This is a genomic window from Agrobacterium larrymoorei (genome assembly GCF_030819275.1).
Classification (GTDB): Bacteria; Pseudomonadota; Alphaproteobacteria; order Rhizobiales; family Rhizobiaceae; genus Agrobacterium; species Agrobacterium larrymoorei_B.
The window spans coordinates 1,626,970-1,651,251 of sequence record NZ_JAUTBL010000002.1 but is presented as its reverse complement, the minus strand read 5'-3'; the positions used below and the strand labels follow the sequence as shown (position 1 = coordinate 1,651,251).

Annotated in this window: 19 protein-coding genes and 1 tRNA gene; 12 read left to right on the top strand and 8 right to left on the bottom strand. The window is 56.7% G+C overall.

Translation table 11 applies throughout. The features are described 5' to 3' along the window. Positions 1 to 120: 120 nt before the first annotated feature. Genes bamA through lpxB form a run of 6 tightly spaced genes read left to right on the top strand, consistent with a single transcriptional unit; the run spans position 121 to position 6,880 of the window. Positions 121 to 2,445 carry an outer membrane protein assembly factor BamA gene (gene bamA / locus QE408_RS16660; RefSeq protein WP_306933090.1) on the top strand — a complete coding sequence of 775 codons (2,325 nt, stop codon included), beginning with the start codon at positions 121 to 123 and terminating at the stop codon, positions 2,443 to 2,445. A 49-nt stretch (positions 2,446 to 2,494) separates the two neighbouring features. Next, the gene (lpxD, locus tag QE408_RS16655; protein ID WP_306934832.1) at positions 2,495 to 3,559 is read left to right on the top strand and encodes a UDP-3-O-(3-hydroxymyristoyl)glucosamine N-acyltransferase; all 1,065 of its coding nucleotides are present in this window, start codon (positions 2,495 to 2,497) and stop codon (positions 3,557 to 3,559) included. Continuing rightward, on the top strand, positions 3,552 to 4,019 hold the full coding sequence (fabZ, locus tag QE408_RS16650) for a 3-hydroxyacyl-ACP dehydratase FabZ (RefSeq protein WP_062598479.1): 468 nt from the start codon (positions 3,552 to 3,554) through the stop codon (positions 4,017 to 4,019). Before lpxD ends, fabZ begins: the two co-directional genes overlap by 8 nt. Then, the gene (gene lpxA, locus QE408_RS16645; protein WP_306933088.1) at positions 4,016 to 4,828 is read left to right on the top strand and encodes an acyl-ACP--UDP-N-acetylglucosamine O-acyltransferase; all 813 of its coding nucleotides are present in this window, start codon (positions 4,016 to 4,018) and stop codon (positions 4,826 to 4,828) included. The genes fabZ and lpxA overlap by 4 nt, the downstream gene beginning before the upstream one ends. Before the next feature lie 4 nt (positions 4,829 to 4,832). After that, positions 4,833 to 5,699 carry an LpxI family protein gene (locus QE408_RS16640; RefSeq protein ID WP_306933086.1) on the top strand — a complete coding sequence of 289 codons (867 nt, stop codon included), beginning with the start codon at positions 4,833 to 4,835 and terminating at the stop codon, positions 5,697 to 5,699. Continuing rightward, positions 5,696 to 6,880 (top strand): lipid-A-disaccharide synthase, encoded by a 1,185-nt coding sequence (lpxB, locus tag QE408_RS16635; RefSeq protein WP_306933084.1) that lies wholly within the window; start codon positions 5,696 to 5,698, stop codon positions 6,878 to 6,880. Before QE408_RS16640 ends, lpxB begins: the two co-directional genes overlap by 4 nt. A gap of 59 nt (positions 6,881 to 6,939) precedes the next feature. On the opposite strand, the gene QE408_RS16630 is transcribed toward lpxB, so the two are convergent. Next, the gene (locus tag QE408_RS16630; RefSeq protein WP_306933083.1) at positions 6,940 to 7,845 is read right to left on the bottom strand and encodes a LysR family transcriptional regulator; all 906 of its coding nucleotides are present in this window, start codon (positions 7,843 to 7,845) and stop codon (positions 6,940 to 6,942) included. Between the two features lie 96 nt (positions 7,846 to 7,941). On the opposite strand from QE408_RS16630, the gene QE408_RS16625 reads away from it, so the two are divergent. After that, on the top strand, positions 7,942 to 8,979 hold the full coding sequence (locus QE408_RS16625) for an aldo/keto reductase (protein ID WP_306933082.1): 1,038 nt from the start codon (positions 7,942 to 7,944) through the stop codon (positions 8,977 to 8,979). A gap of 112 nt (positions 8,980 to 9,091) precedes the next feature. On the opposite strand, the gene QE408_RS16620 is transcribed toward QE408_RS16625, so the two are convergent. Together QE408_RS16620 and QE408_RS16615 are read right to left on the bottom strand one after the other, a co-directional pair. After that, a complete protein-coding gene (locus tag QE408_RS16620) occupies positions 9,092 to 10,003 on the bottom strand; it encodes an agmatinase (RefSeq protein WP_306934831.1) in 912 nt (303 codons plus the stop codon). 193 nt (positions 10,004 to 10,196) lie between these two features. Beyond that, complete coding sequence (locus tag QE408_RS16615; protein ID WP_306933079.1) at positions 10,197 to 13,133, bottom strand: Rne/Rng family ribonuclease; 2,937 nt, start codon at positions 13,131 to 13,133, stop codon at positions 10,197 to 10,199. Between the two features lie 651 nt (positions 13,134 to 13,784). On the opposite strand from QE408_RS16615, the gene QE408_RS16610 reads away from it, so the two are divergent. The 4 genes from QE408_RS16610 to QE408_RS16595 all read left to right on the top strand — a co-directional run bounded on the left by QE408_RS16610 (position 13,785) and on the right by QE408_RS16595 (position 19,581). Further along, positions 13,785 to 15,050 (top strand): N-acetylmuramoyl-L-alanine amidase, encoded by a 1,266-nt coding sequence (locus QE408_RS16610; protein ID WP_306933077.1) that lies wholly within the window; start codon positions 13,785 to 13,787, stop codon positions 15,048 to 15,050. Positions 15,051 to 15,357: 307 nt separating this feature from the next. Continuing rightward, entirely contained in the window at positions 15,358 to 17,793 is a 2,436-nt protein-coding gene (locus tag QE408_RS16605; protein WP_306933075.1) for a penicillin-binding protein 1A, read from the top strand. Positions 17,794 to 17,890: 97 nt separating this feature from the next. After that, positions 17,891 to 19,022, top strand: a protein-coding gene (prfB, locus tag QE408_RS16600) for a peptide chain release factor 2 (protein WP_306933073.1) whose coding sequence is annotated in 2 segments (ribosomal slippage) — positions 17,891 to 17,959 and positions 17,961 to 19,022 — 1,131 coding nt in all. Because the reading frame shifts where the segments join, the coding sequence is not laid out codon by codon here. 94 nt (positions 19,023 to 19,116) lie between these two features. Continuing rightward, positions 19,117 to 19,581, top strand: coding sequence for a hydrolase (locus QE408_RS16595; RefSeq protein ID WP_306933072.1), 465 nt, complete (start codon positions 19,117 to 19,119; stop codon positions 19,579 to 19,581). Positions 19,582 to 19,768: 187 nt separating this feature from the next. Here QE408_RS16595 and QE408_RS16590 read toward each other — a convergent pair whose 3' ends face one another. Continuing rightward, positions 19,769 to 20,269, bottom strand: a complete 501-nt coding sequence (locus QE408_RS16590) for a hypothetical protein (protein WP_306933070.1) — start codon at positions 20,267 to 20,269, stop codon at positions 19,769 to 19,771. A 14-nt stretch (positions 20,270 to 20,283) separates the two neighbouring features. Beyond that, positions 20,284 to 21,057 (bottom strand): NAD kinase, encoded by a 774-nt coding sequence (locus QE408_RS16585; protein ID WP_306934830.1) that lies wholly within the window; start codon positions 21,055 to 21,057, stop codon positions 20,284 to 20,286. 464 nt (positions 21,058 to 21,521) lie between these two features. Here QE408_RS16585 and QE408_RS16580 point away from each other — a divergent pair, with 464 nt between their 5' ends. Beyond that, the gene (locus QE408_RS16580; protein WP_306933068.1) at positions 21,522 to 21,776 is read left to right on the top strand and encodes a hypothetical protein; all 255 of its coding nucleotides are present in this window, start codon (positions 21,522 to 21,524) and stop codon (positions 21,774 to 21,776) included. Between the two features lie 596 nt (positions 21,777 to 22,372). On the opposite strand, the gene QE408_RS16575 is transcribed toward QE408_RS16580, so the two are convergent. From QE408_RS16575 to QE408_RS16565, 3 genes are all read right to left on the bottom strand, one after another. Further along, positions 22,373 to 22,585 (bottom strand): hypothetical protein, encoded by a 213-nt coding sequence (locus QE408_RS16575; RefSeq protein WP_306933066.1) that lies wholly within the window; start codon positions 22,583 to 22,585, stop codon positions 22,373 to 22,375. A gap of 1,130 nt (positions 22,586 to 23,715) precedes the next feature. Further along, a tRNA-Lys gene (locus tag QE408_RS16570) sits at positions 23,716 to 23,791 on the bottom strand. Positions 23,792 to 23,952: 161 nt separating this feature from the next. Continuing rightward, positions 23,953 to 24,204, bottom strand: a complete 252-nt coding sequence (locus tag QE408_RS16565) for a GlsB/YeaQ/YmgE family stress response membrane protein (protein WP_062427424.1) — start codon at positions 24,202 to 24,204, stop codon at positions 23,953 to 23,955. Positions 24,205 to 24,282 lie beyond the last annotated feature (78 nt).

Here is a 24,282-nt window from a genome sequence, read left to right as displayed (position 1 = left end):
GCGAAGTAAACAGAAATTAACGGTCGGGCTTGCTTGTAGAGGAAAAGCAGGTAAAACGACGCAGATGGCCGGAGTCGGGTTCCGCCCGCTGAGGGACAACGGGAAAAGGTAAGATTTGAAATGAAGGCTGGTTCAAGATTTTTGAACGCGGTATCAGCGGTTGCGCTGTCTGCTGGTGTTTCTTCGATTGCAGCTTTGGGGGTACTTGCTTCTGCCGGTGTTGCCAATGCAGCTGTCGTCAGCAGAATTGATGTTCGGGGTGCTGAACGCGCCGGTGCAGATGCTGTTCGCTCCAACATTACGATCGCTCCCGGTCGCAATTTTTCCAATTCCGATATCGATGAATCGGTAAAGCGTCTTTACGCAACGGGCTACTTCTCCAACGTCAGCATGCGCGTGGCAGGCAATGCCCTCGTGGTGACGGTCAGCGAGAACAACCTCGTCAATCAGGTGGTCTTCAACGGCAACCGCAAGATCAAGGACGACAAGCTGCAGGCTATCGTCCAGACGCAGTCTCTTGGACCTTATGATCAGACGGTCGTGACGGCTGATATTGCGCGCATCAAAGAAGCCTATGCTAATATCGGTCGCAGCGAAGTCGAGGTTACGACGCAGGTCGTGCCGGTCGGTCAGGGTCGCGTTAATCTTGCTTTCCAGATCAATGAGGGCGAGCGCACCAAGATCGCGCGCATCGACTTCGTCGGCAACAATGCCTATAGCGATGGCCGTCTGGCCGCCGTGATCAACACCAAGAAGTCCAACATGCTGTCGTTCCTGACACGCAAGGACGTCTATAATGAAGACAAGCTGCGCGCTGACGAAGAGTCGCTGCGTCAGTTCTACTACAACCGTGGCTACGCCGATTTCCGCGTCGTGTCCTCGAACGCCGTCCTCGACGAGGCGACCAACGAGTACACCGTCACCATTACGGTGGATGAAGGCCAGCGTTACAACTTTGGCAATGTGGCCGTTGAGTCGACGGTGCCTGGTATCGATGGGTCGCAACTTCAGGGTCTTGTCGACACAAAGCCCGGCTCTTACTACAGCGCCAAGGAAGTGCAGCAGAGCATGGAAGCGATTTCCAAGCGCGTTGCGGCGGAAGGCTATCCTTTTGCCCGTGTGACGCCGCGTGGCGACCGTGACCTCGCAGGCAACACGATCGGCGTGACCTATATCGTCGATCAGGGCGAGCGCGCCTATGTCGAACGCATCGAAATCCGTGGCAACACGCGTACGCGTGACTACGTCATTCGCCGCGAGTTCGACATCAGCGAAGGTGACGCGTTCAACCAGACCGTTATCAGCGCTGCAAAGCGTCGTCTCGAAGCGCTTGGCTACTTCTCCAAGGTCAATATCAGCACCTCGCAGGGAAGCGCTCCCGACCGCGTCGTGATCGTCGTGGATGTCGAAGACCAGCCGACAGGCTCTTTCGGTATCGGCGCAGGTTACTCGCAGAATGACGGCGCACTGCTGGAAGCCTCGATCGAAGAAAAGAACTTCTTGGGTCGCGGTCAGTATATCCGCGTTGCCGCAGGTGCCGGTCAGGATGATGCGCGCAGCTACACGCTGTCCTTCACCGAGCCGTACTTCCTTGGCTATCGTCTTGCAGCCGGTTTCGACATCTTCAAAAGCCAGAGCAGCAAGGAAGAGTTCTACAATTACGACGAACAGGGTTTCACGCTCCGCGTTACCGCGCCGATCACGGAAAACCTCGGTACGACGTTCAAGTACACCTATAAGCAGTTCAACTATGATGGTAAGGGCGACTGGAACAACCCAGCAAATCTCGCGGCTCCTTATCGTGACCTGATTGCAGGTGGTGACTGGACGCAGTCGATCATTTCGAACACGCTGAATTACAACACGCTGGACGACCGCAACATGCCACGCGAAGGCTGGCAGGCTGCGTTGACCAACGAGTTTGCAGGTCTCGGTGGCGATTCGGAATATTACAAGATCTACGGTAAGGTTCGCTATTACCACTCGCTTTCGGACGAATATGACATCATTGGCTCGCTGACAGGTCAGGCCGGTTATGTTGTTCCGACGGGCGACAATCTCTACGTCTTCGACCAGTTCAAGATTGGTGGCCGTGTGATCCGCGGCTTCAAGAACGATGGTATCGGTCCGCGTATCGGTTCCGACGCGATCGGCGGCACGACGTATTTTGCGGCTTCGGCTGAAGTCACCGCGCCTATGCCGCTCGTTCCGGAAGATGTTGGCCTGCGTCTCGCTGGCTTCGTCGATGCCGGCACGCTCTATGGCAACAAGGTTGCGAATTCGGCTGGCGTCCAGGATGACAGCTCGATCCGTGCATCTGCCGGTATCGGCATCATGTGGGCGTCTCCGTTCGGTCCGCTGCGCGTCGATTACGCTGTGCCGATTGCCAAGGAAAGCTACGACGAGGAACAGCGTTTCCGGTTTGGCATGTCCAACACTTTCTGATATCGGCAGTCCAGAACTGCGAGTTTGAATGTTCTGGAGTATCCGTGTGATGGACTACAACGCTTTTTTTCCGCCTCATGAAGGCCTGCGATTGAAAGATATCGCAGTCCGTCTTGGGGCGGAACTGTCTGATGAGGCCTTTGGCGATAGAGTCGTAAGGTCAATTGCGCCGGTATCGCGCGCCAAGCCGGATCAGCTCTGTTACATCCTGTCTCGCAAGAACCGGGATGAGTTGCTGACATGCGACGCGGCAGCCGTCATTTGTGACGAGTCGCTGAAGAGCATCGTGCCGAATCATATTCCGGCTCTTATCTGCAAGAACCCCCACACGATCTTCGCCCAGGCCAGTGAGCTTCTGCATCCTTCTGCGATGCGGCCTTCTGCCGTCACGCCTGACGAGACAGCAGTGTCGGCTTCCGCCTATGTCGATCCGAGTGCCACGCTCGAACCCGGCGTTATCGTCGAGCCCTTTGCCGTCATCGGTGCAAATGTTGGTATCGGTTCGGGGACACGGATCGGGCCTGGGGCTATTATTGGTGCCGAGGTTCAGATTGGCCGCGACTGCACGATTGCCGGTGGCGCGAGCGTTCTTTCGGCTCTTCTTGGCAATGGCGTTATCATCCACAATGGCGTGCGTATCGGCCAGGATGGTTTCGGCTATGCGCCAGGCCCGCGCGGCATGATCAAGATCGTCCAGATTGGGCGCGTCATCATTCAGGACAATGTCGAAATCGGCGCGAATACGACAGTCGACCGCGGTACGATGGATGACACCGTGATCGGTGAAGGTACGAAGATCGATAATCAGGTTCAGATCGGGCACAATGTCCGCATCGGTCGCCACTGCGGCATCGTCAGCAAGGTCGGCATAGCGGGAAGCACCCGTATCGGCGACGGCGTGATGATCGGCGGCGCCGCTGGCATCAATGGTCACATCACAATTGGCGATGGTGCGCAGATCGCGGCCATGAGTGGCGTTGTGTCTGACGTTCCCGCAGGCGCGAAGGTGGGCGGGACGCCCGCGCGCCCAATAAAACATTTCCTGCGCGATATGGCCGATATTCTCGCCCGCGCAGAAGAACGCGATAGGAAAACAGGAGACAAGAATGTCTGAAGAGACGAAAACGACGCTTGGCGCGGCTGACATCCTTGAGGTGATGAAGCTGCTGCCGCATCGTTATCCCTTTTTGCTGATCGACAAGATCATCGACATTGACGGCGATAATTCTGCGATCGGCATCAAGAATGTGACGGTCAACGAGCCGCATTTCACCGGTCATTTTCCGGATCGTCCGATTATGCCTGGTGTTCTGATCGTTGAGGCGATGGCGCAGACGGCAGGCGCCATTTGTGCTCGCAACAAGGATGGCGGCGGTTACCTCGTCTATTTCATGACGATCGACAATGCGCGTTTCCGCAAGCCCGTGGTACCGGGTGACCGTCTGGAAATTCACGTCGTCAAGCAGCGTCAGCGCGGTAATGTCTGGAAATTCCATTGCGAAGCCAAGGTCGATGGCGCTCTCGTTGCGGAGGCTGATGTCGGCGCAATGATGATCCCAGAGGATCAGCAATGAGTGCGGTTGCGGCTTCGGCCAGGATTCATCCGATGGCGGTCGTCGAGGACGGCGCAATCATCGGTGAGAATGTCGAGATCGCTGCGTTTGCCCATGTTGGCGCAAAGGTCACGCTGCGCGATGGCGTCAAGCTGTTGAATCATGCGGTGGTCACGGGTCGCACGGTGGTGGGTGAGGATACGGTCATCCATCCCATGGCCGTGATCGGCGGTCAGCCGCAGGCGATCCGTCACGATGGCTCCGAGACGACGCTTGATATCGGCGCGCGCTGCACGATCCGCGAAGGTGTGACGATGAACACCGGCAGCTCGGATGGGGGCGGCAGAACAGTTGTCGGTGACGATAACCTCTTCCTCGCCAATTCGCATGTCGCGCATGATTGCATTCTCGGCAACGAGATCATCCTGTCGAACAATGTCATGCTGGCCGGCCATGTTCGCATTGAGGACAAGGCTATCCTCGGCGGCGGCTGCGCGGTGCACCAGTTCACCCGTATTGGTCGCCAAGCCTTTATCGGTGGGCTGTCGGCTGTCAGCTATGATGTCATTCCTTACGGCATGCTGAACGGCAATCCGGGTGTCTTGAGCGGGCTTAACGTCGTCGGCATGACACGTGCAGGCATCGAACGTGCGGATATCCACACCGTTCGCCGGGCGTACAAGCAGATTTTCGAGAGCGAAGGCAATGTGCGCGCCAACGCGGCCGCCATTCGCGAGGACTATCTCGATTGCCCTCAAGCGCTTGAAATCGTCGATTTCATCGCTGCGGCCAATGACCGGGCGATTTCCTCGCCGAACCGCGGTAAGTAACGCGGTGGCTGTGGGCGGCCAGCGTCTGGCGATCATCGCCGGTAGTGGTTCTCTTCCCCTTTATGTGGCGCTTGCCGCACGATCGGCGGGGGAGAACCCGCTGATCATCCGTCTGAAGAACGAAGCCGATCTCGACTGGTCGCAGTTCGAAAATACCTCTATCAGTGTCGGCGACGTCAAAGGCCTGGGTCAGCTTCTCAGCCGCTACGGCATTGATCGGGTGGTTCTTTCCGGTGGCGTGGCACGGCGTCCCGAGTGGCGGGAGATCCGGCCGAACCTGAAGATGATCGCCAAGATGCCGTCGATCATCCGCACGCTGTTGTCCGGCGGTGACGACACCGTCCTGCAGATGGTGATTGGCCTGATCGAAGCGCAGGGCGCTCGCGTGATCGGCGCCCATGAGATTGCACCTGCACTTCTTGCGACCACCGGTCCGCTTGGCAAGATCAAGCCGAGCGATGAGGATCACAAGGATATCGCAAAAGCCGCTCAGGCGGCGCTGGCGCTCGGCGTTCTCGATGTCGGGCAGGGTGCTGTTTCCGTCGGTGGACGTATCGTTGCCATGGAAGGCGTTGAGGGTACCGATGGCATGCTGGAGCGGGTGGCTACGCTTCGTGCGGCAGGGCGCATCTCGCAGCGCCGCAAGGGCGTGCTTGTCAAGCTTTGCAAGCCGCAGCAGGATATCCGCGCCGATCTTCCCACCATCGGTCCTTCGACCGTCGACAACGTAGCGAAGGCTGGCCTTGCCGGCATAGCGGTGGAGGCGGGCAGGGCGTTTATCCTTGATCGCGATGAGATGTTGAAAGCCGCCGATGCGGCAGGCTTGTTCGTTTGCGGCATCGACACGTCGCTTGAGGGAGACATGATGTGACGGATGGCGTGCTGAAACTTGCTGTCGTGGCCGGCGAAGTCTCCGGCGATCTCTTGGGCGCCGATCTCGTTCGCGCACTGAAAACACAATTTCCGGGGCAGGTAGAGCTTTTTGGCGTCGGCGGTGAACAGCTGACGGCGCAAGGCCTGACGTCGCTGTTCGACTACTCCGAATTGTCGATCATGGGCTTCACTCAGGTTTTGAAGAAGCTGCCGCAACTGATTTCCCGCATCAAGGAGACGGCGAACGCGATTATCGCCTATAAGCCGGATGCGCTGCTGATCATCGATAGCCCCGATTTCACGCACCGCGTTGCGAAGCGCGTTCGAAAGGCGCTGCCAAACCTGCCGGTGGTAAACTATGTTTGCCCAAGCGTCTGGGCGTGGAAAGAATATCGCGCGACCGCGATGCTCTCTTACGTCGATCACGTTTTGGCGCTGTTGCCTTTCGAACCGGAAGCAATGCAGCGCCTTGGCGGTCCGACAACCACTTTCGTCGGTCACCGGCTAAGTGTCGATGCGGACGTTCTGGCGGTCCGTGCAGAGCGTGCTCTGCGTCCCGTGCCAACTGCTGGCGAAGCGCGGACGATCCTTCTTCTCCCGGGCTCGCGCTCAACGGAAACGACCAGACTGATGGAGCCATTCAAGCAGGCGGCACAGGCATTCGTCGAGCGGAACGGACCAACGCGATTTGTGCTGCCCACCGTGCCCAGACAGGAGCAGCGGATCAGGGACCTTGCCGCCTCTTGGCCTGAGGCGATCCGGCCTGAGATTGGCACCGACACGGCATTCAAGTGGCGTTGTTTTGCCGAGGTGGATGCGGCGATCGCAGCTTCCGGTACAGTGATCCTTGAACTCGCGCTCTGCCATGTCCCGGTCGTGTCTGTTTACAAGACCGACTGGATTTTCACGATGCTGAGCAAGCGGGTGAAGACATGGACCGGCGCTTTACCCAATCTGATCGCCGACTACGCTGTCGTGCCGGAATATTTCAATGAAGTGGTGCGTTCAGGCTCCATGTTGCGCTGGGCGGAGAGATTATCTTCAGACACGATCCAACGCCGCGCCATGTTGGAGGGTTTTGAGCTGGTGCAGAACAGGCTACAGACCGAGATTCCGCCGGGTGAACGGGGCGCTGCAATCTTGCTTGAAACGATCAGGATGAAGACGGGCAAGCTATAGGCTGAGCACTTGGCTGCGCCTGTGTGGCGTTTGCACGGGATGATTCAGCTTGCCAGTTATCACCGAACTCTTCCGTGTTCAGACAGAAAATCCAAGACCGCTTTGATGCGTGAGGGAATCGGACCTCCTTCCCCTACATAAACGCCGTAGAAGACTTCTTTGTCTCCAGTGTTGCAGTGAGACAATAGAGGCACAAGTCGTCCGGCCAAGACGTCGTCGCGGGTCGTGAACTCGGCCAGCATCGCCAGGCCAGCACCTGTAACAGCCAGTTGTCTCACGCCTTCTCCATCGCTGATCTGGAGACTTCCGGTCACAGGTATCACGACGGCGTCATCATTTTCGCGCAGCCTCCAGCCCGGCTCTGACCGAACATAGCTAAACCCCAGTAAGTTGTGGTTTTGCAAGTCAGCGACTTCGAGCGGTTTGCCGTATTTTTCGAGATAAGACGGCGCCGCCACGATTGTCAGAGCAGTTTCTCCGAGCTTGCGAGCAATCAGGCTGGACGTTTTCAGAGGTCCTGTCCGAATGGCTATGTCGGTACGTTCAGCCAGTAGATCAACCAGCATATCCGTGAGCGAGATGTCCAGCGTCACAGCAGGATAAAGCTCCATGAATTGCGGTAGTACGGGTGCCAGTATGTGATTGAAATAGGAGGCGCTGGTGCTGATGCGCACACGACCGGCTGGTTGCTCACCCTGGCTTGCTCTTTGCTCCGCTTCGGCGACGTCTGCAAGGATGCGCTTCGCGGCCTCGTAAAAGGTGCACCCCTCAGGTGTCAGCTGAAATTGTCGGGTCGAGCGATTGAACAGTCTGGTCCTAAGTCTGGCTTCGAGACGTGCGATCAACTTGCTTACGGCTGAGGGCGTTAAACGCACTTGCCTCGCTGCAGCAGAAAACCCACCCGCCTCTATGACTGTGACGAACACTTCCATCTCGGTAAAGCGATTGATCTCGTGCCGGGCCATGATGACTTCATATCACAAGTGAGGTTCCTTTCGGCTGTCTATTTCATTTTTGGCATACTGTCTAGAAATGGTGGTGTTTTCAGAAAGGAAGGCGATATGGAGTATCGATCACTTGGAAGGTCCGGGCTGAAAGTGCCTGTATTGAGCTTTGGCGCAGGTACGTTTGGTGGGGCCGGGCCGTTGTTCAGCAATTGGGGTAACTCGGACGCAAATGAGGCTCGACGTCTTGTCGATATTTGTCTGGATGCAGGCGTCAATCTTTTCGATACGGCTGATGTATACTCCAACGGCGCCTCGGAGGAGGTTCTCGGAGAGGCGGTCAAAAACCGCAGGGACAGAGTTCTTATCTCGACCAAAACAAGCCTTCCCATGGGAGATGGCCCGAACGACGCCGGCTCTTCTCGCCTTAGATTGTTGCGCTCCGTTGATGATGCGTTGAAACGTCTTCAGACGGATTACATCGATCTGCTACAGCTTCATGCCTTCGATGCCGCCACACCGGTAGAGGAGGTTTTATCAACGCTCGACACGTTGGTACGCTCGGGAAGAGTTCGATATATCGGCGTGTCGAATTTTTCTGGCTGGCAGATTATGAAATCGCTTGCGGTGGCTGACCGTTACGGCTGGCCGAGATACGTCGCCAACCAGGTGTATTATTCGCTCGTGGGCCGAGATTACGAGTGGGATCTTATGCCGCTTGGAAAAGATCAGGGACTGGGAGCCATTGTCTGGAGCCCTCTCGGGTGGGGTCGATTGACCGGGAAAATAAGGCGCGGCGCGCCGTTGCCCGAAACAAGTCGTTTGCATGCCACGGCAAGTTTCGGTCCACCGGTTGAGGAGAAATACATGTACCGTGTTATCGATGTGCTTGAAACGATCGCGAGCGAGACGGCAAAGACAGTGCCGCAAGTCGCACTCAATTGGCTGCTCAGTCGCCCAACCGTATCGTCTGTGATCATTGGTGCCAGAAACGAAGTTCAACTCAGGGAGAATCTCGGCGCGGTTGGTTGGAGCCTCACCAGTGACCAGATTGCAGCTCTCGATCAAGCCAGTGCCGTGTCGGCTCCCTATCCCCATTTTCCCTATCGGAACCAGGAAGGTTTTGCGCGGCTCGATCCTCCTCTTGTCGGCTGAACGACCAAGGCGTGTGCACCTTGGTCTTGTTTTTGAAAAAAGAGGAGACGGGGTGTTCAAGCGCTGTGTTAAACCCCAAAGCCCCGGGGTTTAACGCTCCAACGACGATGCCTCATTTCTGGCGGGTCACCGCTCCGATCGTGTTGACGAGGATGCGGGACGCGGTCAGTGCGGATAATCCGTCGATATCGGCGGGTGGATAAAATTCGACGAGGTTGAACCCTGCAATTTTTGCCCGAGTGGTCACCCCAGTAATCAGGTCGATGATCTGTGTATAGGTCAGGCCACCGGGCGTTCTTGCCGCGACGCCGGGCATGATGCTGGGATCGATGCTATCGCAGTCGAGCGTGATGACCACTTGGGCGTCGTCCGGGATGTGACGAAGGGCAGCGGCCACACCATCAGCGTGAATTTCTCTCGCTGTTACAAAGTGGCTTCCATAGTTTCTTGCAGCATCGACATCGGTTTTTCGTGCGCTACCAACACTTCGAAGTCCGACCTGCACCATGCCTGCCACATGCGCCATTTCGCTCGCTCGGCGCATGGCACTCGAATATCCGTAGCGTTCTCCTTGAACCTCGTCACGCCAGTCGATATGCGCGTCGATCTGTAAGACCCAGACCGGTTCAGCTGTCTCAAAAGCAGCAAGAAAGGGATAGGTCACGGAACAATCGCTACCGATGAGGATGGGAGTAGCGCTCAAGGCTAGGATTTCTCGCGTCTTTGCTTTTATGCGCTGTCGATTGCCTTCATTGTCACGCATCACAGTTTCGATGTTGCCAATATCGATGCAGTTTATTGGACCGTCATTAAAGAGCGGGCCACCGAGATCGAAATCCCAGTGCTCGATCAACGAGGCATCTTCCTGGCTTGCCGCTCTGATCTGATCGGCCGCTGTTTCATGACCACTGCTGCCTTGATCCGGATAGGCGCTGCCATGGGCTGCGCCGAAGATAACCATGCGTGCGGGTTTGCCGTCAGCGAGTTGCGGAGGGAACCCGAGAAATGAATGTGCAGCGCTCATTCTGTGACCAATCCTGTTCGAGATGTCGCCGATGCGATGATGATGTCCCGCGACGAATAAGGTGTCAAAGCGTGGGAGAAAATCTCGATGATCGCGACACGCGCCCACCGTTATCTCCGAACAGAAAACGAAAAACCCCGAGACAGGAAATCCAATCTCGGGGCTTTTTAGTCTAATCGCTGCAATTCAAGGCTCAAAAGAAGCCCTTGCGTTGCCACCAGCCGCCCTTGCGGGGCTTTGGCTCTTCGCCATCGGTGCTGTCGTTCTTGCCGGATGAGGTCACGACCGGTTCGGACGAGGAGACGTTATCGCCACGGTTGGCGCGGACCGGCTTTGCAGCCTCGTCCGTTTCCTCTTGCGCCGTTTCGACGGCAGGTTCAGGAGCCTGCGGAGCAGGTGCTGGCGCTGCTGGAGCTTCGGCAACTGGCGCGTCCTGCGGGGCAGGGGCAGTTTCGGCAGCAGGTGCCTCAGCGGCCGGTGCTTCTGTCTCGACCTTGGCCTCGACAGCCTCCTCGGCCTTTTCCTTGGCCTTGCGGGTCCGACGTGGCTTCTTCGGCTTTTCGGCTTCGTCAACCTCAGGCGCTTCGGCCTCGGCAGCATCTACCGCCGCCGTTACAGGCTCAGCGCCTTCGACTGCAGCGGTGGCTTCGTTCTCCTCAACGCCGTCATCGGCATCGGCCTGATCGCTATCGCCATTTTCGGCGTCCAGCAAGTTGCCGTTTTCGTCGCGGTTGCGACGGCCGCCACGCTTGCCACGGCGACGGCGCTTGCGCTTGCCTTCGTCCTGACCGCCGTTTTCGCCTTCGCTACGGGTTTCTGCGGCATCAGCCTGATCTTCGGTGGCGTCGTCGCCATCCTCATCATCGCCTTCAGCCGATGCGTCGTCACTGGCATCCGCCTGAACGTCGCCATTCTGGCCATTGCCCTTGCCGCGACGACGGCGACGACGCTTGCGCTTGCGCTTGCCATCTTCACTGTTTTCAGCCTGGGGCTGCCGTGGCTCGGCGCTTTGCACCTTTGCTACGACTTCCTCTTCGTCTTCTTCCTCCTCGGCTTCGATGACGATATCGTCTTCGTCTTCCTCGAAAGTCGGAAGAGCCTGTAGGAGGTTTTCGATTTTTACCGGGTTTTCAACGGCTTCGCCGCGATCGATGGCGAAGTGCTGTGCACCGACGCTGGCATCCGCCGCGATGATGATCGAGACGCCGAAGCGCTCTTCATAATCGACGATCGTGCCGCGCTTGTGGTTGAGCAGGTAGAGCGCCGTCTCGGGCGTCGTGCGAACCGTGATGTTGTGGGTCGTGTTGCGCAGCAGATATTCCTCGACGCCACGCAGAACGTGGAGCGCGATGGAGGATTCCGAGCGAACATGGCCCGTGCCGCCGCAATGCGAGCAAATCTGTGTCGTGGATTCGAGAACCGAAGCGCGGATGCGCTGACGCGACATTTCCAGAAGACCGAAATGCGAGATACGGCCAACCTGAATGCGGGCGCGGTCGTTCTTGAGGCAGTCCTTCAGCTTCTTTTCGACGGCGCGATTGTTGCGCTTTTCTTCCATGTCGATGAAGTCGATGACGACCAGACCGGCAAGGTCACGCAGGCGAAGCTGGCGGGCAACTTCTTCCGCCGCCTCAAGGTTGGTTGCAAGTGCCGTCTCTTCGATCGAGTGTTCGCGCGTCGAGCGACCGGAGTTCACGTCGATCGAAACCAGGGCTTCCGTCTGGTTGATGATCAGATAGCCACCGGACTTCAGCGTGACCTGCGGCTGAAGCATGCGGTCGAGCTGCGCTTCGATACCGGAGCGTGAGAAGATCGGATGAATATCGCGATAAGGCTGAACCACCTTGGCATGGCTCGGCATCAGCATCTTCATGAAGTCTTTCGCTTCACGATAGCCTTCCTCACCGGACACGATGATCTCGCTGATGTCCTTGTTATAGAGATCGCGGATCGAGCGCTTGATCAGCGAGCCTTCCTCGTAAACGAGGCAAGGGGCTGTGGAGTTCAGCGTCAGCGTGCGGACGTTCTCCCACAGGCGCATCAGATATTCGAAGTCGCGCTTGATTTCGACGCGGGTGCGGTTGGCACCGGCGGTGCGCAGAATAACGCCCATGCCGTTCGGCACTTCGAGATCCCGGGCGATCTCCTTCAGGCGCTTGCGGTCTGCAGGCTGGGTGATCTTGCGGGAAATACCGCCGCCCCGTGCCGTGTTCGGCATGAGAACAGAGTAACGTCCGGCGAGCGATAGGTAAGTCGTCAGCGCCGCACCCTTGTTGCCGCGTTCTTCCTTGGCAACCTGCACCAGCAGGATCTGGCGACGCTTGATGACTTCCTGAATGCGGTACTGCTTGCGCGGCTTGCGCATGGCGCGGTCTGGAACTTCTTCCATCGCGTCTTCGGCGCCGACCGACTCGATCACTTCTTTCTCGTGATGATCGTCGTCATCATCATCGTCATCGTCGCCAACCCGTTCGACGTCCTCGGAAATCGTGTCGGTGTCGACCATGGCCGCCATTTCGCCGCCCTTGGAGCCATCCTCATCGGAGGCTTCATCGGCAGACGCCTCAGTCGAAGCCTCTTCAGCATCGGTCTTCTTCTTTGCACGGGGACGGCGCGTGCGCTTCTTCGGCTTTTCTTCTTCCGCAGGCTGCTCTCCGGCAACCACTTCTTCCGTAATGGCGACGGTTTCCTCGAAGGCTACGACCTCTTCGGACGCAACTGGTTCTTCAGCCTTCTCCTCGGACGCTGCCACGATGCCGATATCCGGCTGGTCAGCCTTGGAAAGATCGATGGTGGGTTCGTTAGGCGCGTCAGCCGGTTCGAAGTCATCGCCACGGCGATGCTCTTCGGCTTCCGCCTTCAGAAGTGCCTGACGGTCGGCCAGCGGGATCTGGTAATAGTCGGGGTGAATTTCGGCGAAGGCCAGAAATCCATGACGATTGCCGCCGTAATCCACGAACGCTGCCTGAAGCGACGGTTCGACGCGTGTCACTTTCGCCAGGTAGATATTGCCGCGTATCTGTTTCTTATGTTCGGATTCGAAATCGAATTCTTCAATGCGATTTCCACGAACTACGACTACGCGCGTCTCCTCTTCGTGGGAGGCGTCGATAAGCATTTTGTCTGCCATGTAAGCTGTGCTCCTCGGCGCAGCCTTGTCATATACGAGAATAGGCCTGCCGCGGGGACAGGCCTTTCATCTTTTTCCAAGGGTGTGCCGGAAATGAAGTGTTCCGCCCGACGCATGTAAACTGGCAGCATCCGGACAACGTGCAAGGCGAGGTGCCTGCTCCCTGTATCCGGTTCATATGAAAGCTGCTGCAACGACATCATTGGCCAAGCGAGAACGACTATAATAAATAGACTCCTGAGAGTCCGATGAAAATGCTCTCCTCAGAGCGATCGGTGGCATGCCACCGGGTATGTCTCCGGCCACAGCCGGATTGATCCAGTTTCAGGATAAAAATGAAGCGACGGCAGATGATTGCCCGAAATTCAGCGCCAGAGTCATTCTCGATTGGCAGCCGGCGGGAATCTATCCCGTCAACATTTTTAACCCTCAATCTTGTTGTATGGTTTCTCCGTCATAATAGCAATAGGCAGGCTAAATATGTCATATCATTGATGGAATTTCGCGGTTAAGAAATGCTTCATCAAGGCTTGCGAATGTTGCAGCAGAGCGCGAATAAGGCCATCTTCATCAGGGGAAGACGGCGATTTTGGCTGAGAAGCCGATGATGTTCGCGCTAAACGACATAAAACTCAAAAGATATTGGCGACGATGAAAATTCAGGCGCGGGCGGCAGGGACATCAAAAAGGCGAGCTTTGTTTTCGCGAATCACGCGTTACTCGCGTATCGTGTTTCCAATCCTGCTTCTTGCTGTTGTCGCAGGCGAGGAGGCGCAGGCCGCGCCAGCATTCGTTGCGAACGCAGCACGTATCATCGGCGATGAGGCACGCACGCGTATCGTGCTCGATTTCAACGCAGAACCTGAATTCGAGGTCCACTATCTCGATTCGCCAGCGCGGATCGTGGTGGACTTGCCAGCTGTGAGCTTCGCATTTCCTGCCAAGGATCTGAAGGCGACCGGGCTTTTCAGCGACGTCCGCTTCGGCAGCATGGGTGAGGGCAGTGCGCGTCTGGTGCTGACCGCAAAGAAGCCGGTTCAGGTTGCCGTTGCCAAGGTGCAGCCTGAGGAGGGTGGCAAGGTCTTCCGCTTCATTCTCGATACTGAAATCGCTTCGAAACAGAAATTCGCCGATCTGTTGAAAAACCAGGATTGGCAGGCGCTTGCACCAGCGACGACTGCATCCGTGACGCCCGATATCATCCCGACATCACCGCACCAGTCGGACTTTGTCATTGCCGTGGATGCTGGCCATGGCGGTATCGATGCAGGTGCCAAGGGCGGGGTCAGCGGCACGGATGAAAAGGTCATCACGCTGTCCTTCGCCAAGCAGTTGACCGACCGTCTGAACCGTCTGCCTGGCATCAAAGCGTTTCTGACGCGGGACGACGACACATTCCTGGCTCTTTCCGAGCGTGTCACGATTGCGCGCCAGCACAGCGCCAATCTCTTCATTTCCGTTCATGCGGACACGCTGAGCCAGAAAGGCATACGAGGCGCGACGGTTTATACGATTTCCGACCGCGCATCGGACCGCATGGCGCAGAACCTTGCGGAGCGTGAAAACCTCTCGGACCAGATCGCCGGTGTGACCGTCTCCAATGCGCAGCCGGAAGTCGCCGATATCCTGCTCGATCTGACGCGACGCGAGACCCAGGCTTTCTCGGTGACGCTTGCCGAAAACATCGTTTCCTCCTTCGAGGGGCAGGTTGGGCTGATCAACAATCCGCACCGCTATGCCGGGTTTCAGGTGTTGCGCGCCCATGATGTGCCGTCGGTGCTGTTGGAACTTGGTTTTCTCTCCAACCCAGAGGATGAAAAGCTGCTTCTGGATGAAAGCTGGCGCGACAAGGTGGCTGAACGTTTAGCCGATGCGGTGACCAAGTATCGCGCCCAGGCTCTTGCCAATGGCGGCTAAGCCGTTACGCGCTGTGACGCTTTTGCGACGGTCGTCGAAAAGCGAAGCAACTTGACCGCTCGGCATTCTCATTTGATGGGCAAAGCCCTATTTTACTCACATTCAACGCGTTACTCGGGGGGCAGGATTCGGCAGCAAAGCGGGACTCGCTTGCGATTGCGCGAACACGATCTCTCGATAACATGAGCGGGAATGCTTAATCCCCGACTTGTCATCGGTTAAGCGGTGTGCAAAACGGCACGCTACATGTAAAATTGCGCGCCTACGGGCAAGCGCAAAGTGCGATTCGAAGTATCGGTAGCCTCATATGATCAGACTTATTGGATATTTCTTCGGCTTGGCGAGCACGCTTTTTCTCGTGGTCGCGGCTGGCGTTGCCCTTTACCTGGTAACGATCACGAAGGATCTGCCTGATTATGCGGTTCTGAACAGCTACGAGCCGCCGGTCACGACCCGCGTTCACGCCGGTAACGGCGCACTGATGACCGAATATGCCGAACAGCGCCGACTGTTCCTGCCGATCCAGGCTATCCCGGATCGCGTCAAGGCCGCTTTCCTTTCAGCAGAAGACAAGAACTTCTATCAGCATCCCGGTATCGACGTGACCGGCTTTGCACGTGCGGCTCTTGCCTATGTGACCGGCGGACCGACGCAGGGTGGCTCGACCATCACGCAGCAGGTGGCGAAAAACTTCCTGCTCACCAACGAGCAGACGATGGAGCGCAAGGCGAAGGAAGCCATCCTTTCCTTCCGTATCGAGCAGGCTTACAGCAAGGACAAGATCCTTGAACTCTACCTCAACGAAATCTTTTTCGGTCTGAATTCCTACGGTATTGCCAGCGCCTCGCTGACCTATTTCAACAAGTCCGTGACTGAGTTGACCATTGCCGAGACGGCTTATCTCGCGGCTCTGCCAAAAGGTCCGGCCAACTATCATCCATTCCGCCGCGAAAAAGCCGCTGTCGAGCGCCGCAACTGGGTGATCGACCGCATGGCCGAGAATGGCTACATCACGAAAGCGGATGCCGAGGAAGCCAAGCAGCAGCCCCTGGGTGTGAACGTTCGCCGCGGTGGCCCACAGCTTGCCGGTTCGGATTATTTCGCTGAAGAGGTGCGTCGTCAGATCGTCGACCAGTTCGGCGCAGACAAGCTGCTTAAGGGCGGCCTTTCCGTACGCACCTCGTTCGATCCGGAAATCCAGATGGAAGCGCGTAAAGCGCTACAGGATGGTCTCATCGATTATGATGAGCGTCGCGGCTTTCATGGCCCGGTCGAGCAGATCGACATCAATGGCGACTGGGCTGCGGCTCTTTCCAAGTTGAAGCCCTTGCGCGATGTGCCCGAATGGCGACTGGCCGTAGTGCTGGCCGCAACGGCAGATGGCGTCGATATCGGTCTTCGCCCCGATGCCGACAGCGATGCTGCCGATAAGAACGAGCGCGGCCGGATCAAGCCGGAAGACATGAAGTGGGCTTATCGCGACTCTAAGGGTCAGCGCAGCATGGCCAAGTCTCCGGCTGGTGTGCTGAAGGCCGGCGACGTCGTCTATGTGGAAAAGGTCTCCGGCCAGGGCGATTCTTACCGTCTTCGCCAGCCGCCGAAAGTGCAGGGCGGCATGGTGGTGATGGATCCGCATACTGGCCGTGTTCTTGCGATCGTCGGCGGTTTCTCCTACGCGCAATCGGAATTCAATCGTGCGACGCAGGCCATGCGTCAGCCTGGCTCGTCTTTCAAGCCGTTCATTTACGCGGCGGCGCTCGATAATGGTTACACCCCGGCTTCGGTCGTCATGGATGCACCGCTCGAGGTTGTGTCCGGCGGTGAAGTCTGGCGGCCCCAAAACTACGGCGGCGAGGTCGCAGGTCCGTCTACGCTGCGTCTCGGCATCGAAAAATCCCGCAACCTGATGACGGTTCGTCTGGCGCAGGACATGGGCATGAACCTGGTGGCGGAATATGCCGACAGCTTCGGTATCTACGACAAGATGCCACCTCTGCTCGCCATGTCGCTGGGTTCGGGCGAGACCACCGTCATGCGCATGGTTTCGGCCTATTCCGTGATTGCCAATGGCGGCAAGCAGATCAAGCCGACTGTGATCGACCGTATTCAGGACCGCTACGGCAAAACGATCTTCCGCCATGAGGATCGCGCCTGTGATGGCTGTAATGCGACGGTATGGCAGAACCAGAACGAGCCGACGATCATCGACAAGCGCGAGCAGGTTCTCGACCCGATGACTGCCTATCAGGTCACATCCATGATGGAAGGCGTCGTGCAGCGCGGTACGGCTGCCGGCAAGATCAAGGTCGATCTTCCCGTCGCTGGCAAGACCGGCACCACCAATGATGAAAAGGACGCGTGGTTCGTCGGTTATACGCCGGATCTCGTGGCAGGACTTTACATCGGTTTCGACAGCCCGGCACCTCTTGGCCGTGGTGGCACAGGTGGTTCTCTTGCCGCGCCGATCTTTGGTGAGTTCATTGCCCAGGCGGCCAAGCATCTGCCGCACAGCAAGTTCATCGTGCCCAATGGCATGAATTTCATTGCTGTCAATCGCAAGACAGGCATGGCGGCCATGCAGGGTGAGCCCGATACGATCATGGAGGCGTTCAAGCCCGGTACGGGTCCTGCCTCCACCTTCGACGTGATCGGCATGGACGGCAACATGTCGCAGGAAGAGATCCTGCGGGAATCGCCACAGGCACATCAAGCCATCACTGGCGGCGGTGGCGGTCTCTACTAATTCAAATCAACGCATGGCGAGGGGCGCGGGTCTTTACATCCGCGCCCCTCGCATTTATTCACCCAAGCAGTTTTGAAGAAGGCGAAGAATCTGCGAAATGCGCAATGAAATCGTAAACGTAGTCGACGAAATCAAGCAGGCCATAAGCCTGCTGAGGAGGCATCTTTGACTGGGACCAGGCGATAAGACGACTGGACTGGTTGAATAACAAGGCAGAGGATCCGACCCTCTGGAACGATGCAGGCGAAGCGCAAAAGCTGATGCGTGAACGCCAGCAGCTGGATGAATCCATCACGGGCGTCAGAACGCTCGAGCAGCAGGTCAACGATAATATCGAGTTGATCGAGATGGGTGAGGCCGAAGGCGACGAGGACATCGTGCGTGAGGCCGAAGAGGCGCTGAAGGCGCTGCGCAGCGAAGCAAACCGCCGCCAGGTGGAAGCCATGCTTTCGGGTGAAGCCGATTCCAACGACACCTATGTCGAAGTGCATTCAGGCGCCGGTGGTACGGAAAGCCAGGATTGGGCCAGCATGCTCTTGCGCATGTATACGCGCTGGGCTGAGCGTCAGGGCTTCAAGGTGGAAGTCCTTGAAGTGCATGACGGCGAAGAAGCGGGCATCAAGTCGGCAACCATTCTGGTCAAGGGCCACAACGCCTTTGGTTGGATGAAGACCGAATCCGGCGTTCACCGCCTCGTTCGTATCTCGCCCTATGACAGCAATGCGCGTCGTCACACGTCGTTCTCCTCCATCTGGGTTTATCCCGTCGTGGATGACTCGATTCAGATCGACATTAACGAGAGCGATTGCCGCATCGATACCTATCGTTCGTCGGGTGCCGGTGGACAGCACGTCAACACGACCGACTCGGCTGTGCGTATTACCCATATTCCGACGGGTATTGCGGTTGCCTGTCAGCAGGAGCGCTCACAGCACAAGAACCGCGCCAAGGCGTGGGAAATGCTGCGCTCGCGCCTCTACGAGGTGGAGTTGCAGAAGCGCGAAGAGGCTGCCAATGCGCAGGCCGCGTCCAAGACGGATATCGGCTGGGGTCATCAGATCCGCTCTTATGTTCTGCAGCCATATCAGCTGGTCAAGGACCTGCGTACAGGCGTGGAAAGCACCTCGCCCAGCAGCGTCCTAGACGGCGATCTGAACGAGTTCATGGAGGCCGCCCTTGCACACCGCATCAGCGGTGGGGCGGGCGTGGAAGTTTCCGACATCGATTGATGGTTGTCGAGCTGGTTTCGATATCAGAACCTTCCGCTGCGCTCGCTGCGGGAGGTTTTCTATTTGTGGCAAAGCGAAGCCGAGGGAGAACGCGGTGAAACAGGCGCTCTACATTGTCGATGTGCAACCGAGCTTCCATCCGCCGTCACGTCTCGTTGAAGGGATCGCAAGGCTCGCAGCGACAATGCCGAGCATTGCGAGCGTCGAGCGGCATGATGAGAGCATCACACCCTTCGAGCGGCAACTGGGATGGACGCCCGGCAAGGATGACGAGTCGCTTGTGGCCGCAGACCGTATCTTCATCAAATATGGCTATGCGCCGCCGAAGGAAGCCGTCGACTACCTTCTGGCGCTACAACTCGATCGTGTTCTTGTCTGCGGGATACATGCCGATACCTGCGTGCTCGCGGCTGGTTTTTCCTTCTTCGATGCGGGGCTGTCTCCCACGCTGCTTCCATGGTTGACGGTCGGCTCCAGTCTTGACCGAACGGGCGCGCTGGGTGCGCGCTTGTGGAAGCATCATTTTGGTGCGGTGCTGAGTGGGCCAGACGAGATTTGATCTTAAAGCGTGTCGCGATCTTTCAGATTCGCTCATACGCTTTAGGTCCTTGTTATCGCATGTCGATATCGCAAAACCGCTGCACACTTTTGCGCTGACCATGCTTTAGGAAGCAACTGCCCAAGGCGCGTCCTGATGGTCTTGCCAAGCCGGAGCTGAAGATACGCTGAGGAACGACGTCCTTCGTTTAGTTTGACGCCTTCTCGATTTTCATGTCGCCCAACTCATCGATCAGAATCGTCCAGGCGTCCGGCTCCTTCTGCGCCGGGTCGGTCTTGAGATGGACTGTCACAAAGAGACCGGGAAGACTTGAGGCGCCGGCGGAACTTTCAGGGCGGATGTCGGTCACATAGGCCTTCATCTGCGTGAACTCCTCGAGCTCGAGTGTCTCGACAAGGGCAGGGCCATTTGCGGTGTAGGCGATCTGCTGCAGATAAATTTTCGCGGTCCCATCCGGCTGGCGCATTGCGACGACCTTGTAATAGCCGCGCGTCGGTTCTGGACGCGAGGCCGCGCCTTTGTCTGTCGTCTGAGGAGACTTTGCCGTGTCCTCCGCGGCTTCGCGCTCCCACATGCCGCTGCTGGTGACGAAGATGGTGGAGACGGGCAGGGCGTCGATATCAAGAGTATCGGCGAAGGTCTGACCGAAGCTGCCAAGCAGAAGGGCTGCTGCGAAAAGAGCTTTCATGGTCCTGTCCCTCATCAGTTGGTGAACTGTTCGGCGAGAATTCGGTCGGACCAGGAGCGATCCGGATCTGAGAGAATCCTGGCCGTCCTGTCCTGTGAAAGCGCGATCTTGACGCTGCGAACGGACTTTACTTCGCGGTGGTCGGCAACAGCGTTTACCGGACGCTTTTCGCTTTCTTGAACGTGAATATCGACCGTCACCTTATTGGGGAGCAATGCGCCGCGCCAGCGTCGTGGACGGAAGGGGCTGACAGGGGTGAGAGCGAGCAGCGGGGATTCGAGCGGCAGGATTGGGCCGTGGGCGGAAAAGTTGTAAGCGGTTGAGCCGGCGGGCGTCGCCACCATCACACCATCGCAGATCAGCTCTTCCAGCCGGGTCTTGCCATCGATATCGACGCGAAGCTTCGCTGCCTGATGGGACTGACGGAAGAGGCTCACCTCGTTCATGGCAAGGGCGGAGACTTCGTTGCCGTCCTCATCCACTGTCGTCATTCTAAGCGGATGGAAATCATTGCCGGTGGCCACGGCAATGCGCTCATGCAGCCGTCCCACCCGGTAATCGTTCATCAGGAAACCGACGGAGCCGCGGTTCATGCCGTAGACCCGCTTTCCCAGGTTCATCGTCTCATTCAAGACCTGAAGCATGAAGCCATCGCCGCCGAGTGCCACGATCACATCCGCGTCGTCGAATGAGGCATTGCCATATTCGCGGATCAGCTCTTCTCTCGCTGCCTGCGCATGGTCCGCGGAAGAGGCGACAAAGGAAATGTTATGCACTGAACGCGACATACCGCCATCCTGATTGATGATCTCTGGTACATGAAGAGACATGTCATGGACAAGCTCTTTCAAGGTCCAATCGACCATTCGCCATCCTGAAGGGTACCAGTCGCGGACATGGTGCGCGGCTCACTCCCATCCGATTCGCAATCTCGCCTTAATTATTAACAACCGGGCGTCGAAGGCCGGAACAAAAGCAAACTCTCTCCGTTCTTTCAGCACAATGGAGATCGTAACATGACGTCACAAGGTACTTCTGGTCGCCGCAGAATTCTTGAGGCCGCAAACAAGGCCTCCATTACCACATACAAACCCATTATCGTCCCTCTTACAGGTACCTATGTGGCGATGATCTTTCGCAGAGGCCTCAAGAGTGCGTCTAAACTGGCAAAAAGTTAGTCGAAACCGGGCGTGACCTTACGCTGCCAATGACTGGTAGCCGGAACGCCGTAGAGATAGCGAAGGAGAATGACATGAAGAAAGTTCTCATTATCGCCGCTGCCATGGTCGTTTCCGCAGGCGCAGCGTTTGCAGAGTGCGCAAAGAGCATCGAAACGACGGCTGGCGCACCCGGCGTTGATCGGGAGTTCAAAACGGCAAGTATTGCTCCGCCGACTGAACCTGCTCAAAAACCCGTTCTTGTTTTGAGAAAAACAGACAGGCTACCAGGCAATATGGAAACCGCCATTGTTGCCTCTCCAGAAAGCGCGCTGGCGCGAATGCAGTGAAGCAGCAGCGTGTTGCGCAGTTTATTCCCGCGTTGGGAGACACTCGACGCGGCTCTTGCGTAAAGGGCAGTTGTTAGACGCGTCTTTTGTGTGCTTTGTTCGCCGCTGCCGACAGCACCAGACGCCGTCCTATTTAACGCACAACAGTGCCTTTATTGTCCGTGTCTTATCACCGCTCAGGAATCAAGCCTGAGCGATAGCTGTCGGCCGCCATTCTTTTTCAAAATATAGAGCGGCTTGGACATCATCTCTGTCTTGCGGCGCAAATCACGGCGTCGCTCTTCAGCGCGCTCTCTCAAATTTCTGGATTGCGCAACAAGAGCGAGTGCCTGCTCAATGGATCTCTCTGACGTCGTCATCATGGACCTCCTGTTTGTTCCCTTTATGTTCTCATTCCGAGCCAGGATTGTCAAGGGATTCCGATTCGCCGACCTGAACTGCCGGAGACGTCGTGAATTACCGCAATGATTTGGTCGTGGCTTTTCGGAGCGCGCACTGATTGCAAGGCTGCCGTGCAGCGGTGGGGATTCGATCGATAAAAAAGAAAAGGTCCGGCGTGGCCGGACCTTTGATCTTTCACACTGCAACTTTCCGTTTCAGGAGAGGGCTCGGTCTTCTATGAAGCTGTCTTCGGACAGGCGACCGCTTGCAAGTGCAACGATAGCAAGAACTGCGTGTTGACGATCCCAGCCAGCACTTTCGGCAACCTCAAGCAGTCCATTGATGGATGGCTCAAGGGCGAACTGGCATTCCGCCTGGTAATCCATAGTGTCGATCTTGAGCGACGGTGGATTGATCAAAGCGCGCATACAGCACTCCATTCTGGCGCATATCCCTCTCCCCAATATGGGGACATGCGTGAAATTCACAAGCTTTGAAACTCAACGTCGTGACGACGTCAAGCGATTTCAAGCCACGAATCCCCCAGCGCTGCGGAGATTCTTTTATATTAGAGGTTCTGTCAACCGTAGGCGACCCGTTATGCGTCGCTTCTGCTTTGGCGAAAGGGACGCTTTCGCCAAATGAGGAGGGCCATAACATAGAGCGCAAAGGTGACAAACCACACGAGCGGGAAGGCTAGAAAAATGGCGGCATATCCACATCCGCCGTCAAAGCAGGTTCCAAAGGTGGCGGTTTGCACCACGGTCCTTGCCACAAAGAAGGAAACGAAGCCGGTCCCCGCAACGCCTGACAGCAACAACACGATATTGGTAAACAGTCTCATGCTGGGAGATTATGAATAAGAATGAGACGTCTTTGCGGACATCACGTAAGAAGCTGCGGTCTGGTTGATGATTTCATCGACCACATTCTCACTCTATCAGCGCCTGATGAAACACGTCGTTCCTTAGGAGGTATCAACTACGTACGACGGCGCTCTGCTGGCGAGGTTGCTGCTGATCCCAGCCGATTGCGTTTTGCTGACGAAAGCCCTGGTTCAACCTTAAAACGTACAATTCGAATATTGGTGTGTCAGCTCAGGCAATTTCCTAAACGTCGTCAGCGTGGCGAACAGGGACTTTCGTCATAGGAGTGCTAACATCTTCTCAGTCTCCAATACGATCGGGATGTAAGCGTTAAGGTGATTCTATGTTGAAGCTTATGGCATCGCTCTTTGAACCGTTCTGGTTTCATCACGGCGAAACGAAAGTCCCCCGCAGTTAGAGGATGGCAGTTGTGCTATCATCTTGAACGATATGATATCTGCCTTCGGGCGAGTTCTCACTTGGTCTACCGTCTGATGACCATGTTGGCTGCGAACAGACCATCGGCCGCATTTGTATCAAGCCGAGGGACACTCGTCTTTTTTGATGCGTAGGGGAGAACGCGGAGAGAATCGCGCGAGCAGAAACTGTTCGCAACGCACCGAAAAATTCATCTCATTTATTGAGAGATTTTACGTAATCCTCTGCAACACCAGACCTTTGCAGAGAGAGATTGGTGGGTGATGTAGGGCTCGAACCTACGACCCGCTGATTAAGAGTCAGCTGCTCTACCAACTGAGCTAATCACCCGACCGGCACCGTGTGGCGGTGTGAGGGGGCGTATAAAGGGGTTCATTTCCCTTGTCTAGCGCCAATGATGAAATATTCCGATTTTTCTTTAGGGGAGGACGCCGTTTTCAGAAAAAAGCCCGGAAATCCGGGCTTTTTTCGTCAAAGATTTTTTTGGCGACCTAGCGTCTTATCGCTCGCGCCACGGCGATCAAGATGCAGGCACCGATGAAGCCTGCAATCAGATATCCAATCCAGCCGCCCAAAACGATTCCGAACACCGACAGGATGGCGTTGGCGATGACCGCGCCCACGATCCCGAGAATGATGTTCATCAAAACACCCATATTGCTCTTCATGAACTGCTCTGCGAGCCAACCGGCGATGCCACCGATGATAATTGCTGCGAGCCAACCGATACCTGCAGATTCCATGATTACCCTCCATCTATGGACACTAATTGCTTGTGCACTCTTTAATGATTGAAACTGGAAGAGGTTCCATGGCTTACG

Bases quoted from the DNA above. Each gene is read 5' to 3' on its own strand.
- bamA (WP_306933090.1), top strand. From the start codon at position 121: ATGAAGGCTGGTTCAAGATTTTTGAACGCGGTATCAGCGGTTGCGCTG.
- lpxD (WP_306934832.1), top strand. From the start codon at position 2,495: ATGGACTACAACGCTTTTTTTCCGCCTCATGAAGGCCTGCGATTGAAA.
- fabZ (WP_062598479.1), top strand. From the start codon at position 3,552: ATGTCTGAAGAGACGAAAACGACGCTTGGCGCGGCTGACATCCTTGAG.
- lpxA (WP_306933088.1), top strand. From the start codon at position 4,016: ATGAGTGCGGTTGCGGCTTCGGCCAGGATTCATCCGATGGCGGTCGTC.
- QE408_RS16630 (WP_306933083.1), bottom strand. From the start codon at position 7,845: ATGGCCCGGCACGAGATCAATCGCTTTACCGAGATGGAAGTGTTCGTC.
- QE408_RS16625 (WP_306933082.1), top strand. From the start codon at position 7,942: ATGGAGTATCGATCACTTGGAAGGTCCGGGCTGAAAGTGCCTGTATTG.
- QE408_RS16620 (WP_306934831.1), bottom strand. From the start codon at position 10,003: ATGAGCGCTGCACATTCATTTCTCGGGTTCCCTCCGCAACTCGCTGAC.
- QE408_RS16615 (WP_306933079.1), bottom strand. From the start codon at position 13,133: ATGGCAGACAAAATGCTTATCGACGCCTCCCACGAAGAGGAGACGCGC.
- QE408_RS16610 (WP_306933077.1), top strand. From the start codon at position 13,785: ATGAAAATTCAGGCGCGGGCGGCAGGGACATCAAAAAGGCGAGCTTTG.
- QE408_RS16605 (WP_306933075.1), top strand. From the start codon at position 15,358: ATGATCAGACTTATTGGATATTTCTTCGGCTTGGCGAGCACGCTTTTT.
- QE408_RS16590 (WP_306933070.1), bottom strand. From the start codon at position 20,269: ATGAAAGCTCTTTTCGCAGCAGCCCTTCTGCTTGGCAGCTTCGGTCAG.
- QE408_RS16585 (WP_306934830.1), bottom strand. From the start codon at position 21,057: ATGTCGCGTTCAGTGCATAACATTTCCTTTGTCGCCTCTTCCGCGGAC.
- QE408_RS16580 (WP_306933068.1), top strand. From the start codon at position 21,522: ATGAAGAAAGTTCTCATTATCGCCGCTGCCATGGTCGTTTCCGCAGGC.
- QE408_RS16575 (WP_306933066.1), bottom strand. From the start codon at position 22,585: ATGCGCGCTTTGATCAATCCACCGTCGCTCAAGATCGACACTATGGAT.
- QE408_RS16565 (WP_062427424.1), bottom strand. From the start codon at position 24,204: ATGGAATCTGCAGGTATCGGTTGGCTCGCAGCAATTATCATCGGTGGC.